This is a genomic window from Streptomyces sp. NPDC091376, assembly GCF_044757085.1.
Taxonomy (GTDB): Bacteria; Actinomycetota; Actinomycetes; order Streptomycetales; family Streptomycetaceae; genus Streptomyces; species Streptomyces pratisoli.
The window spans coordinates 1-14231 of sequence record NZ_JBIVUF010000037.1 but is presented as its reverse complement, the minus strand read 5'-3'; the positions used below and the strand labels follow the sequence as shown (position 1 = coordinate 14231).

At 63.8% G+C, this 14231-nt stretch carries 8 protein-coding genes and 2 pseudogenes; 6 read left to right on the top strand and 4 right to left on the bottom strand.

The annotated features are described in order from the left end of the window. From ACIQMR_RS37075 to ACIQMR_RS37065, 3 genes are all read left to right on the top strand, one after another. The coding region (locus ACIQMR_RS37075) for an ATP-binding protein (RefSeq protein WP_401397244.1) at positions 1 to 2591 on the top strand (2591 nt) is incomplete at its 5' end. Beyond that, complete coding sequence (locus tag ACIQMR_RS37070; protein ID WP_401397241.1) at positions 2588 to 3241, top strand: response regulator; 654 nt, start codon at positions 2588 to 2590, stop codon at positions 3239 to 3241. The genes ACIQMR_RS37075 and ACIQMR_RS37070, both read left to right, overlap by 4 nt. A gap of 4 nt (positions 3242 to 3245) precedes the next feature. Then, entirely contained in the window at positions 3246 to 5075 is a 1830-nt protein-coding gene (locus ACIQMR_RS37065) for a SpoIIE family protein phosphatase (RefSeq protein ID WP_401397238.1), read from the top strand. Positions 5076 to 5557: 482 nt separating this feature from the next. On the opposite strand, the gene ACIQMR_RS37060 is transcribed toward ACIQMR_RS37065, so the two are convergent. The 4 genes and pseudogenes from ACIQMR_RS37060 to ACIQMR_RS37045 all read right to left on the bottom strand — a co-directional run. Then, entirely contained in the window at positions 5558 to 6100 is a 543-nt protein-coding gene (locus ACIQMR_RS37060) for a DUF4232 domain-containing protein (RefSeq protein ID WP_401397235.1), read from the bottom strand. A gap of 371 nt (positions 6101 to 6471) precedes the next feature. After that, a complete protein-coding gene (locus tag ACIQMR_RS37055; protein ID WP_401397233.1) occupies positions 6472 to 7062 on the bottom strand; it encodes a PP2C family protein-serine/threonine phosphatase in 591 nt (196 codons plus the stop codon). Positions 7063 to 7249: 187 nt separating this feature from the next. Next, positions 7250 to 8440: an IS110 family transposase gene (locus tag ACIQMR_RS37050; RefSeq protein ID WP_401397230.1), complete on the bottom strand. Its 1191-nt coding sequence runs from the start codon at positions 8438 to 8440 to the stop codon at positions 7250 to 7252. Between the two features lie 820 nt (positions 8441 to 9260). Continuing rightward, positions 9261 to 9662: pseudogene (locus ACIQMR_RS37045) on the bottom strand (transposase); the annotation flags it as partial. 22 nt (positions 9663 to 9684) lie between these two features. Between ACIQMR_RS37045 and ACIQMR_RS37040 the strand changes: the two are divergent. From ACIQMR_RS37040 to fumC, 3 genes and pseudogenes are all read left to right on the top strand, one after another. Next, positions 9685 to 10717, top strand: a pseudogene (locus tag ACIQMR_RS37040) (transposase). A 180-nt stretch (positions 10718 to 10897) separates the two neighbouring features. Further along, complete coding sequence (locus ACIQMR_RS37035) at positions 10898 to 12562, top strand: NAD-dependent malic enzyme (RefSeq protein ID WP_401397227.1); 1665 nt, start codon at positions 10898 to 10900, stop codon at positions 12560 to 12562. After that, positions 12559 to 14037: a class II fumarate hydratase gene (gene fumC, locus ACIQMR_RS37030; RefSeq protein ID WP_401397224.1), complete on the top strand. Its 1479-nt coding sequence runs from the start codon at positions 12559 to 12561 to the stop codon at positions 14035 to 14037. Before ACIQMR_RS37035 ends, fumC begins: the two co-directional genes overlap by 4 nt. Positions 14038 to 14231: the final 194 nt, after the last annotated feature.

Here is a 14231-nt window from a genome sequence, read left to right as displayed (position 1 = left end):
AGGTGACCCGGGTTGCGCGTGAGGTGGGGACGGAGGGGAATCTGGGTGGTCAGGCGCATGTTCGGGGTGTGTCGGGTGTGTGGAAGGACCTCACCGACAACGTCAACTTCATGGCCGACAACCTGACATCGCAGGTCCGTAACATTGCCCAAGTCGCCACGTCCGTCGCTCAAGGCGACCTCGGCAAGAAGATCGATGTTGACGCCCGCGGCGAGATCCTCGAGCTCAAGACGACGATCAACACTATGGTCGACACCCTTTCCTCCTTCTCCAGCGAAGTGACCCGGGTCGCCCGTGAGGTCGGCAGCGAAGGGCAACTGGGCGGTCAAGCGAGGGTCGAAGGCGTTCACGGTACATGGAAGAACCTGACCACGAGCGTCAACGATCTCGCCCTCAACCTCACCACGCAGGTCCGTGCTATCGCGGAGGTAGCCTCGGCTGTAACGCAGGGCGACATGACTCCCTTCATCTCGGTAGAGGCCCGAGGCGAGGTCGCGGAACTCAAGAACAACATCAACCTCATGGTCGCCAATCTGCGGGAAACGACGAGAGCCAAGGATTGGCTCGAGTCGAACCTGACCAGACTGGCCGGACTCATGCAGGGCCATCGTGATCTGGAGGAGGTCGCGGAACTGATCCTCCGGGAACTCACCCCCCTGGTGAGCGCGCAGTACGGCGCCTTCTTCCTGGCCGACACAGACAAGGTACGCAACCCCGAACGCGCCGCGGAGACAGGGAGCCAGGGAATCGACTTCATCGCCGGCTACGGAGCCCACGGGCCGCTTTCGTACGCCTCGGACGGCCGGGAGCAGGAATCCGAGACACCCACTGTGTTCAGCCACGGACTGGTCCGCCAGGCGGCCCTTGAAAAACGGCGCATCCTTATCGAGGACGCGCCCCCTGACTACATCAAGATCGCTTCAGGGCTAGGGGAATCAGCTCCCGTAAGCGTCGTCATTATCCCCATCCTGTTTGAGAAAACACTGCTCGGCATCATAGAACTAGCTTCCTTCTCGCGCTTCTCCGATGTTCATCTCGCATTCTTCGATCAGTTCGTCAATACCATCGGAGTGGCGATCAACACTATAATTGCTAATTCCCGTACCGAAGCACTGCTGAATGAATCCCAGCGGCTGGCGACACAACTTCAGGAGCGGACAGACGAGCTTCAAATGCAGCAGATTGAACTGCGGCGATCGAACGCCCAGCTCGAAGAAAAGGCAACCTTGCTCGCGTCCTCGTCCCAGTACAAAACAGAGTTCCTGGCAAACATGTCGCATGAACTGCGGACCCCTCTGAACTCGCTGCTCATTCTGGCTAGAATTCTGACGGAGAACGCGGACGGTCACCTCACCGACGAAGAAGTTCAGTACGCCCGGACCATCTACCGGTCGGGATCCGATCTGCTTCAACTGATCAACGACATTCTAGACCTTTCCAAGGTTGAGGCGGGACGCATGGACATACAGTACGGCAAAGTCCCGCTCGTTAAACTCGTCGAGTATGTGAGTGCCACATTCCGCCCCGTGGCCATTGACAGGAAGCTGGCTTTCGAGATTGTCGTCGGCGACGATGTCCCAGTTGAGATAACTTCAGACGAACGCCGAATCCAGCAGATCCTGCGGAATCTGCTGTCTAACGCCATAAAGTTTACTTCAAGGGGGAAAGTTACTCTACGCGTTGAATCGATCTCTCCTGCTGAGTCCGAACTCGGCGCTGAGGGCATCGCTTTCAGTGTCCGGGATACGGGTGTCGGCATCGCCAAAGACAAGCTATCTGCGATCTTCGAAGCGTTCGAACAGGCTGACAGAACCACGAGTCGCAAGTACGGCGGGACCGGGCTTGGCCTTTCGATCAGCCGCGAACTCGCTCACCTGCTGGGCGGACGGATTACAGCTCAAAGTGAACCGGAAAAGGGAAGTGTATTCACGCTGTATATTCCGATTAACCCTGGACGAGAGCAAGTTGCCCAGTCGGCGGAAGTTGATCTGCCGGCCTCCTTCAGTGCCAAAGCAGATACCCTGGCGCGAATGCGGGAGCGCAGCGGCCAGCAACTGTGTCAGCCACCGGAAGACACGACAAACTGGCCCTTGCCTGCACGGCTCGACCAATGGGTCTCCGGGCGCCCCGGAAGAATACTCCCGGGCAGGCGAATCCTCATAGTCGACGATGACGTACGCGTGGTCTTCGCCCTCACCCAAGTGCTCGGACGGGTGAGAATACCCGTCATATATGCCGAGAACGGAAAAGAAGGAATCGAAGCCCTGTCCCACAACCCGGACATTTCCCTCGTCCTGATGGACATGATGATGCCGGAGATGGATGGGTATGAAGCAATCGAAGTGATCCGCAAGGCTCCGCGGCACGCCCATCTCCCCATTATCGCCGTTACAGCGAAAGCGATTCCCGGAGCTCGCGAAGAGGCCTTGGCCCGCGGCGCCAACGAATACGTAACCAAACCAGTAGATGTCGATAGATTGCTCACCCTGATATGTGACCTGCTAGATCCCGAAGAAGCGGGTGAGTCTCCTGGTGATCCCGTTGCCTCCATACAGGACCCCTCTGACGCCTCTCCACAGGAGCCCTCATGACGCCCGACCCCCCGGACCTGGCAAGCATCCTCCTTGTCGACGACATGGACGACAACCTGAACGCCCTGGAAGCCGTCCTCGACCCCCTGAACCAGAGACTCGTACGGGCAAGCTCCGGGCCGGAAGCCATGAAAGCTCTGCTGCGCCACGACTTCGCCGTCATCCTCCTGGACGTACTCATGCCCGGGATGGACGGCTTCGAGACGGCTACCCACATCAAACGACTCGACCAAACAAAGGACGTGCCGATCATCTTCCTCACCGGTGTGAACATTGACAGTAGTTACGCCTTCCGTGGCTATGCCTCAGGAGCAGTCGACTACCTCACCAAGCCCTTCGACCCTTGGATCCTGCGCGCCAAAGTCACAGTCTTCCTCGAACTCCACCAACAACGAAAGCAACTACACGCACTCCTCAGAGACGATCTCCACCAACTCGACGACCTCAGCGAACGGCTTAGCCAGGTAGAGAACCAACTGGCCTCCGCCGGCGGCGACAGAGAAACGCTGTGTAATCACATCTCACACTTGGAAGAAGCCGTCCGAGAGATACGCCAACACGTCACAGCCCGCTACTCACCGGCGCTTGGGGAAGAGCCAAGCTCCATGCAGGCCCTGCCGTCCATGGATCCGTTGGGCATCTCTCCGTAACGGCATGAGGACAGCGGACATGCCTGAGACAGGAGAAACCACCGTGCAGCGCTGCACTCTTACCGGAGACACCCTGGCCCCCGCAGTGGCACGCAGATTCGTCCGCACAACCCTGGACGAATGGACCATGCTGCTCTCCGGCGAGATCGCAGAGACGCTGCTCGACGACGCCCTGCTCATGGTCAGCGAACTAGTGACCAACGCCGTCATCCACGCGGGCACCGCCGTCGATCTGTGCTGCCGTCTCGAAGGCTCTGAAATAGGAGGTGATCAGACACTGGTGGTAGAAGTCTCCGACCGCCACCCCGCGCGGCCGCCATTGCCCGGAGAACACGACCCGTCGGGTGTGAGCGGTCGGGGACTGCAACTCGTAAGATCCCTGGCCCAGTCTTGGGGCGTGAGCTACGAGGGCGGGACCAAGACCGTCTGGTTCCAGCTCTCCTGCGCAGCCACCGAGCCGGCGGCCTGCGACGCCCGCGTGCCTGCCCAGCCAACGTCCCTGGAACCAGGCGCCGGCAATGTACCTGCGCCGTCCTCGCCCCTGACCGCGGACGATCGTCAACCCACCTGGGACGGACGAGCCGCACTGGCATTCCTCGCCGAAGCCTCAGAACTCTTGTCCGGACAGTTCAATGAAGAAAAGGTAGCGACCCTCGCCAGTCAACTCCTGGTACCCAGGTTCGCCCAGTGGTGCGCGGTGTGGCTTGAGGCAGGACCAGTAGAGCGGCAAGAGGCCCGCCTTGTCCAGGTCTGGCACGCCAACGAGGCCAACTCTGCGGCTCTTCGCGCTGCATTGGCCGCGGGAGCCTCTGAACTGGTGGAGCAGGCACAAGCATGGCCCTCACGCGTGCCGATGCCCCGGTGGCTAGCCTTCGACGAAAGCCATGAAGGACTGCCCTCAGACACAGCGCTGTCCTGCCAGCTCAACGCTGCCGGACAACGAGTCGGTACTCTCCTCCTCGGCAGGATCAAGGAAACCAGCCCGCCCGGCGAGGCAAGTGTACTGATAGCCGACTTCGCACGCCGTCTTGCCCTCGCTATCGCGGCTGCTCGCCGATACACCCGCCACGCTGATACCAGCAGGGCCCTTCAGCAGAGCTTTCTCCCAGGAAGCCTTGCAGAAGTACCCAACTTGGACGTCCATGTCGTGTACGAACCGATAGGCGAATGTGCTACGGCAGGCGGCGACTTCTACGATGTGTTTCGCACCCACGAAGACCGGTGGTACTTCGCTCTGGGAGATGTCTGCGGACACGGTCCGGAAGCCGCAGCGGTAACAGGACTCGTACGACCCCTCATAAGAATCCTGGCTGAAGACGGGGACGACGTCTCCAAGGTCCTCGACCGGCTTAATCGAGTGCTCCTCGACGGCGCACTCCCCGCGAAAGTAGTCCCAGGATCACACGAGAACTGGCCCGACGTCCGCTCCGTCTCTCTCATTTATGGAGAACTCATACCTCACGCCGACGGTGGAGTCCGTTGCACTCTCGCCAGCGCTGGCCACCCCCTTCCTCTCCTGCTCCATTCCAACGGCCACGTGACAGAGGCAGCCTCGCCTCAAGTGCTCCTGGGAGTCACAGACAGCGCAGATTACGGATCCCAGTCCATCATTCTCGAACCAGGCGATGCGATGCTGTGTGTCACTGATGGTGTCACCGAACGGCGCAGGGGAAAACGCCTATTCGACGACCACGGAAGGCTGAGTCAGACACTGGCACGCTGTTGCGGGCTCAGGGCAGCGAGTATCGCCGAACAAGTCAGGAGCGCCGTGCACGACTTCGATGAGACCCCGCCCACAGACGACCTCGCCATGCTGGTCCTGCGAGCCATGTGACGGTTCCCCCCCTTCAAGGGGGGAACCGTCACATGGTTGAGTGGGATCCTATTCACGCTCCCAGGTGGGGCGGTACTCCGTCTGGTCTTCCGCGATCAGTGCTGGCCGGGGTTCAGACCTGGCCGGGCCATCATCACCTGCGTAAGGTTCTTGACCTTGAGGGATGCACCTCCGCACAGGGTGCATACGCGGGTTCTCTCGGAAAGCGGTGCGTGTCTGGTTCTCGCACCATCGTGTGCAGTCCATCGTGGTCCACCGAGGGTGGATCACGTGCTCTCCCGCCGGGCGCTGCCCGCGTAGGCGCCGTAGACCGGTCGGGCTGCGGACAGCTTCAGACAACCCGTCATCCGAAGCGGCTCGCAGCAGGGGCGGCGAGACGCAGCAGCTGCCTCGTCTGTGACGAAACGGCTAGACGGGCCGACGGCGACGTTAGTGCCGTATATATAGAGCTGCTGATTGTCAATGGTCCCTCGAATATGTGTCTATACATCGGGGTACGAAATCCCGGGAGGAGTGTCGTTGAGGGCCGTCACGGTGAGCCTGCCGCCGTCGAGGAGCTCATTGAATTCAATGCGCTGCTGCGTCGTTGCTGCAGGAGGAGTCACCAGCAGATACTTGGCTGCGACCTCGTCCGCACCCGTCTGGGTCCACTCAAGATCAGCCCAAGCAGACTCATTCGGCGAGAGGCGAACACTCTTCACACCAGGGTCAGGGGCGAAGTAGGTCGAGCCACGAACGACATCGGCATGAACGCGGTCCCCCGTGGCGGACTGAAGCCCCAGCCCCGGGTAGCCACGTACTGCACATGTACCGTCCGACGTGTTCGTCATGCGCAGGTACTTCCCGGAATGACTCATCCCTGCCTGGGGCCCGTCAACCTCCTCGAGGGTGATCGTCAAATCGGCTTCGTGACAAGTCGGAGTGGGAAACGTGGAGGCGACAGCATGCGTTGTTCCGAGGGCGAGCCCTCCGGCAACTACGACGCCGATCGCTGATGCGGTAGCCATGGTCTTCATTTGGAACATAAGTCCGTCTCCTTTCAGACAGGGCACACAGTGCCGAATTCCTCGGTCGGCTCAAACGACGCCTTCCACGCGGTCAGCAACGCAATGTCACAGCTGAGTAACAGGGCTTCAGTGAGGGAGAATTACCTACCCATGGCGCCAGCACGCACCACCTTCAGCCACAGAGAGCAAGCCGGCACCACCCAACCGGGAAAGTGCTTGACCCGGGATAATGCCTCTCCTGAGGGCCGTCTGTGGTGGGGGTGCGCCCGGTTAGCGGGCTTCTGTTTCACTGCCTGGGGTGTCGTTGGTGGGAAGGCGGTGGTGTCGCCGACTTCCGGGGTTACGCGGGGCCGTGGTGCGTACGCGGGGCCGTGCCGAGTCGCCGGCTGTCAGCGGTTCGCGTCGTCGGGGGACGCCGGAGCATGGCTGCGGGTGCGGGCGAGGAGCAGGGTGACGTCGTCGGGAGGTGTCGTGTTCGGCAGGGTGTCGATGACCGCGGCGCTGAGGTCGTCCAGGCGGAGGCCGGGCTGTGCGAGAGCGGTGCGGATGCGTTCCATGCCGGTGTCGATGTCCTGGTGGCGGTCCTCGATCAGCCCGTCGCTGTAGAGGGCGATGACGCTTCCCTCGGGCAGATGCAGCTCCGCGGCCTCGTACGTCTGCATGCCGAGGCCGAGGGGCGTGCCGCTGGGGATCTCGGGGAAGGCGACGCGGCCGTCGGGGTGGACGATCGCCGGCGGCGGATGGCCGGCCCGTGCCATGGTGCAGCGCCGGGTGGCGGGGTCGTAGACGGCGTACAGACAGGTGGCGGCCAGAGTGGGGCCGGGTGTGTCGGTGTCTTCGTCGCCGAGGTGCATGACCGTGCGATCGAGCCGGGTCATCAGTTCGGCCGGGGGCAGGTCCAGATCGGCGAGTGTGCGTACGGCCGTGCGCAGCCGGCCCATCGTGGCCGCGGCGCCCGATTCGGTCTGTGGCAGCGGCACCGCGGCCAGTGTGCCGCAGCCCGTCCGTGTCCACCCGGCCGCGGCGGTGTTTCGCCCACCAGTGAGAGCTCGACCAGGGACCTCACGGGCCCGTCGCCGCGCAGACAGCATCCGCCAGCTCGAACCGTGCGTCCGAACCAGCGGTGCGACAGGCATAGAACTCGCCTCGGATTCCTAATGGTGTTTGTCAAGCGGCGAGTGCGATAGGGGGCATCGGTTGATAGCACCGCCCATCGCGCAGAAGGGCCCACAGAACGTTGACTCGGCGACGGGCGAGGGCGAGGACCGCTTGGGTGTGACGCCTGCCCTCGGCCCGCTTGCGATCGTAAAACCGTCGCGGTTCCTCGCAGTAGCGGATGCTGAACATCGCTGAGGTGTAGAAGACTCGCTGGAGTCGGCGGTTGTATCGCTGAGGGCGCCGCAGATTGCCGCTGATCTTGCCCGAGTCACGGGGGACGGGTGCGACTCCGCCGAAGCCGGCCAGGCGGTCGGGAGTACCGAAGAAGCTCATGTCACCGCCGGTGGCAGCCAGGAACTCGGCACCGAGGATGGTGCCCAGGCCGGGCATGCTGGTGATCACTTCGATGGTGTGGTGCTCCCGAAACCGGGCCTCGATGAGTTTGTCGAGCTCGTCGATCTCCTGGTTGAGGTCCATCACCTCTTTCGCCAGTGTGTGCACCATCCGGGCAGCCAGCTTCTCCCCGGGAAGACTGGTGTGCTGGCGATCGGCAGCCTCAACGGCCTTCTCGGCGAGCTGGGTGGCGCGGACCGCTTTGCGGTTCCGCAGCCAGGTCTCCAGCCGCCTGGCGCCGATCCGGCGGATGGCGCCCGGGGTCTGGTAGCCCGTCAACAAAATCAGCGGACCTGTGTTGAGGAGGCTCAGGACACGCTCCAGGCCGGGGAAGATGCCGGTGAGCTGGGCTCGAAGCCGGTTGACGACGCGCGTGCGGTCGGCGACCAGGTCCATGCGTCGGCTGGTGAGGATCTTGAGGTCGGTGACGGTCTCGTCGCCGACGCGTAAGAGGTAAAGGTCACGACGGACGCGGACCTGGTCGGCGATGACGGCCGCGTCTTTGGCGTCGGTCTTGCCCTCGCCGCGGTAGCCCTCCGAGGCTCGGTGGATGGCCCGGCCGGAGATGTAGTGGACCGACTGGTCGTGATTGAGCCGGACGGCGATCGCCAGGGCGGCCCCGCCGTCGGCCAGATCGATCCCCCAGGTCACCTCTTCGCTCAGGGCGAGCACGTCGGCGAGGAGTTCGAGCAGCTCGGGCTCGTCGTTGGCGACGCGTCGCGACAGCAGCTGGTGGCCGCTCTCGCCGATCGCGACGCAGTGGTGATGGGTCTTTCCTGCGTCGATGCCGACCCAGATCGCGGCCATGTGGTTCCTCCGTGCGGTATGTGGCTGGTGCCTCCCACGGACGACCTCGCTGTCGATTCCCTACGGAGCGATCATTCGCAATTCCTAATTGGCAGCCGAGTCGTCATGGGGCGTCGGGTGGCCAATCCGGGGAAGCCACAAGCGGCAGAAGCATGAAAGCCACACCCGAGGCCCCTGGGCGGGTCAACCACACGAAGGGCTCACCACGTCCCGCAGAACAGCGTAGGGAAGCATGACAGTTCCGCCAAGCGGCCCTTGGAGGACGACGCGATGCAGCAACTCATCCCCACGGCCTTCGTGCTGGACATGAGTGTTCGCTCGTCGGAGCAGATGCTGAGACAACGGCTGCTGCTTTGTGCACGCCGGATCCCTAACCAACACCTGGCCATGTCTTCACATCGTCGGTCAGGCTGATGGGCCGACTGACCCATGGCGATGGCGAGCTTGCTCTCGCGTTGACGATGGGCAGTAGTTGCTCATGCGTGTGCTTGATGCAGCTGATCCAATGGTTTCATTATCTGCCGTTTCAGCGTAATCACCCGGGCCTTTGATAATTACGCCTGGCTCACTCCAATTTCGAGTGCCCTTGGATGGATTGGCTTTGAAGTGCTGCTTTGCTGTGCTGGTGCTAAGTCAAGTAGGGTTCATCATTGCCTGGTGCGCTGGGTGGCGTCCTCGCGATCCAGGAGGGTACCCCCCCGGCAGGGATAAACGCCGCACTCGCAGCAGCGGATGACAGCACAGGTCCCCAATGCTCGCAGACGCTGGGGAGCGCGGAACAACCGCGCTGAAGCCGTGGCAGACTTCCTCCACACCTAAGGTTGTCGTGCGTGTTGGCTGCGGAGAGGCCGACGGCCAGGGGTAGTCCGCTCGCGTCCGACAGCAGTGCATCTTGTAACCCTCTTTGCCCCGGTGATACGGGCCGAGTCGAGAACGGTTCGGTCAGGTCCAGCGAGCCGCACTCGTCGATCCTGTCGAGGACTGCCTCGTGCAGACGACCTCAGACGCTGATCATGAACCGACGATGCGCGTGGGCTTCGAGATGCCGAAGCACGGCGGCAGAGCCCGCCAGGCACAGCCGCTGACCAGTACATAGACAACCGCGGCGAACGCCTCTCGTCCTGCGTGTCCTTCGACCGCACCTTCGACGGCGGGATCAACGGCTTCGTGATCTCCACAGCCCGTCCGGAGCAATCCCTTGGGGCACCGGCTTCGGAGGCATCGACAGACCGCTGATTAGAGGCATGACCACCGTCCTCTCCACAAGTCTGGATGACGGCATGGGCGAACACCACGCTACTGCCGTCACATGGGCTGCGAAGACCTTCGGCAAGCGGCTGCCGAACAGCGAACCCACGCTGCGCGACGTGTGCGGCAAAAGGCCAAGCACGGCACCGTGCTCATGGTGGTCGACCAGTCGGCCTCCATCGGCGCTCTGCTGCTGGCGGCGGTCCGGGACATGGGGATGGGTTGCCCGGTGGCTCATCTGCCGGGGCTGACGAGGCGACGGATCACCGACCTCTAGCCTGGTGAGGCTAAAGCCCGCCCACGACACGTTCGTCATTCGCGGATGCCGCCCGGATCCTGCCTCACGCTCCGCTCGGTCGACCTCAAGGATGAGACCTCGCCGAACTGGAGATGACCGTGGGCTTCGACGACGACCTGGTCGGCGAAGCAACGAGGATCAGCCGCCTGCGGGGCCTGCTCACCCAGATCCCTTCCTCGGGAACGGATGCTGGCCCGCAAGTGCAGCACCCGACCGTGCTCGAGCTCTTCCACCAGTTCAGTTCACCGGCCCAGATGCGCAATGCGGACGCCGGCGGCTCGTGACGCTGATACGCCCGAAGGTAACCGCGGATGGCCGAACGCCTCGTCGAGGCCCTTAGGTCCTGACGTTCATGCCGGGGATCGGCGTCAGGATCGGAGCCAGGATCCTCATCGGTGCCGGTGGTTCGTCCGCATCCGCCGGCCTCGCCTCAGCGACCCGCAGCTCAGGGTTGTCGATCCGTGGCGAACAACCGTCCCGGAGAGGAAACACACGGTTCAAACCGGCTGTCTCCGCTGCGTGTCCGCGGCCCTGGTCGACCCGGCGTCCCGGGCGTAGAGCGACAAGACGATTAGTCAGGCCCAGCGCCGCACCCAAGCACTCCTCTGCCTCACCGAAGACGAGCCGACGTGCTCTTCGCCATGCTCCGCGACGGCACCTTCCATACGAACCCCAACCCGCCCCAACGGCTCGACCGAACCCATAGGGAAACGCCCGCGGGTCGCGCATGACATCACCCGATTGGCAGTCCCGGAGACTCAGCGGTTTCTGCAGGTCATTCTCACCAGCTATGACCCACAAAGTGCGTGCCGCACCGACGGGGCGCATCGGTCCGAGCGGTTGCAGGCGGATGCATTCGATACCAATGTGGCTCATCGGGGAAAACGGACCAGTCTGCTGGGAGTGTTCGAATGAGCCACATAGGGCTACCGGAGGTAATGAGCAACCCGCTGACCAACCGGGGAACAGCCTTCACTGCGGAGGAACGCCGACGCCTGCGGCTGGTGGGACGGCTGCCCGACGCCGTGCTCGGTCTGGAGGAGCAGGCGCGCCGCGCCTACGAGCAGCTGCACCGGCAGCCGGACGACCTGGCGAAGAACGTTTTCCTGGAGCAGCTGCACGACCGTAACGAGGTGCTGTACTACCGGCTGCTGACGGACCACTTGTCCGAGATGCTGCCCATCGTGTACGACCCGACCGTGGGCGAGGCGATCACGAAGTACAGCCACGAGTACCGCCGTCCTCGCGGCGTGTATCTGTCGATCGATCGGCCCGAGGACGTACGGCTGTCCTTCGAGGCGCTCGGGCTGGGCCCCACCGACGTGGACCTGCTGGTGGTCACTGACGCGGAGGAGATCCTGGGCATCGGCGACTGGGGGGCGAACGGCGTCCAGATCTCAGTGGGCAAGCTCGCGGTTTACACGGCTGCGGCCGGCCTCCAGCCCGGCCGCTGCATCCCGGTGTTGCTCGACGTCGGCACGGACAACGAGAATCTGCTCAACGACCCCTTGTACCTAGGCGCACGCCACAGCCGGATCCGCGGTGAGCGGTATGACAAGTTCGTCACCACGTACCTGGAGACGGTCTCCTCCCTGTACCCGAACGCCCTGCTGCACTTTGAGGACTTCGGGCCAGGCAACGCCCGCCGCATCCTGAAAACGTACGGCGCCCGCTATCGCATGTTCAACGACGACATGCAGGGCACCGGTACCATCACCTTGGCGGCGGCGATCTCGGCCCTGAAGGTCACCAAGGTGCCGTTCCGCGACCAGCGGGTCGTGGTGTTCGGAGCCGGTACCGCCGGGGTGGGCATCGCCGACCAGCTGCGCGAGTCCATGATCTTGGACGGCCTCGACGAGAAGGAAGCGACCCGGCGCGTCTGGCTCGTTGATAAGCAGGGGCTGCTCCTTGACAGCATGCGGGATCTGCGGGACTACCAGCAGGGCTACGCCCGGTCGGTGTCGGAGGTCGCGGGCTGGGCCAAGGACGGCCCGATCGACCTGCTGACGACTGTGCGGCAGGTGCAGCCCACGATCCTGGTCGGCACCTCTACCGCACACGGCGCGTTCACCCGGGACGTGGTGACCGAGATGGCCAAGCATGTGGACCGTCCGGTGATCTTCCCGCTATCCAACCCCACCGAACGGATCGAGGCGATGCCCGCCGATCTGCTGGCCTGGACCGACGGGCGAGCCCTCACCGCCACCGGTATCCCGGTCGACCCCGTAGATCTGAACGGGGTCCGGCACGTCATCGGCCAGGCCAACAACGCCCTGGTCTACCCCGGCCTGGGCCTGGGCGTGGTGGTGTCCAGGGCCGAGCGTGTGACCCCGCGCATGCTGCGGGCCGCCGCCGAAGCGGTCGCCGACCAGGTCCAGCCCGCGGACGGAGAAGATCCGCTGCTACCGCCGGTGGACAACCTGCGCGCCTCCTCGGCAACGATCGCGGTAGCGGTGGTGCATGCGGCCGTCGAGGACGGCGTGGCCACCGCGCCCGACGACCCCGTACAGGCCGTTCAGGATGCCATGTGGCAGCCCGTATACGAGGCCTCGGCCGAGGAGGGGGCGCAGCGATGAGCACCCAGGCAGTGAAGGGGAAGGCGAGGGGAAAGGCAGAACAGGCCCTCCAGGTCCTCGACCTGTCCATCGGTATCAATGCCTCCGGCAGCCGCCGTGAGACGGACTCGATGGGCGCCATCGACGTCCCCGCTGACCGGTACTGGGGCGCCCAGACGGAGCGGTCCCTGATCCACTTCTCGATCGGCGACGACCGCATGCCCAAAGAGGTCTACCACGCCTACGGGTATGTGAAGCGGGCAGCCGCGGTGGTCAACGGCCGTGACGGTCGACTGCCCGGCTGGAAGGCTGACCTGATCACCCGTGTCGCCGACGAGGTGATTTCCGGTGCGCTGGACGATCACTTCCCGCTGTACGTCTGGCAGACGGGCTCCGGTACGCAGAGCAACATGAACGTCAACGAGGTCATCAGCAACCGCGCGATCCAGCTGGTCGGCGGCGCGCTGGGCAGCAAGGACCCGGTCCACCCCAACGACCACGTCAATATGGGCCAGTCCTCCAACGACAGCTTCGTGACGGCCATGCACATCGCTGCAGTCCGTTTCCTCGATGACCGCCTCTTGCCAGAGCTGCACCGCCTCCACACGGTGATCAGCGGCAAGTCGCGCGCCTGGGACGACGTGGTCAAGATCGGCCGTACCCACTTGCAGGACGCCGTACCGCTCTCCGTCGGACAGGAGTGGTCCGGCTACGCGGCACAGCTCCACGACGCCATCGAGCGAATCCGGGCCTCCCTGCCAGGCCTATACGAGCTAGCCATCGGCGGCACCGCGGTCGGCACCGGCCTCAACACACACGACGGTTTCGGCGAGGCGGTCGCCGAGGAGATCGCACAGGCCACCGGGCACCCCTTCAGGACAGCCTCCAACCACTTCGCCGCCCAAGGCAGCCTGGACGCCATGGTCGCCGCCTCCGCGGGGCTGCGAGCCTTGGCCGTCCCGTTGATGAAGATCGCCAACGACATCCGCTGGCTGGCCTCCGGCCCCCGCTGCGGCCTCGGCGAGCTGACACTGCCCTCCAACGAACCCGGCAGCTCCATCATGCCAGGCAAAGTCAATCCCACGCAGTGCGAGGCAACCGTCATGGTCTGCATCCAGGTGCTCGGGGAGGACACCGCGGTCGCCTTCGCTGGCAGCCAGGGCAACTTCGAGCTCAACGCCATGCGGCCGATCATCATCAACAACTTCCTTCACTCGGCCCGCATCCTGGCCGACTGCTGCGAGAAACTGCGCACCTTCTGCATCGAGGGCACCGAGGTGAACCGCGACCAGACCGGCGCGTACGTGGACCGCTCGCTCATGTTGGTCACCGCCCTGTCCCCGGAAATCGGCTACGACAAGGCCAGCCGGATCGCCCACAAGGCCAACGACGAGGGAACGACCCTACGCGAAGCTGCCCTCGCCAGCGGATACATCAGGGCGGAGGTCTTCGACCGCATCGTCGATCCACGCAAGATGGCCCGCATCGGCGCGTGAGAGGCCGTGCGGCATCTGACAGGCATGGCTGGCTGGGACCAGTGCGGACGGTGTAGGGGGACACCGGCGAGGCGCTGGGCGCGGAGAGCTCGGACTGGCTAGTGACCTGGTTCGGGGATCCTGTCGCAGTAGCGGCAGATGCGGTCGAGGATCTGGTCGGCGGTCCTGGTCCACTTGAAGGGTCTGGCGTCCTC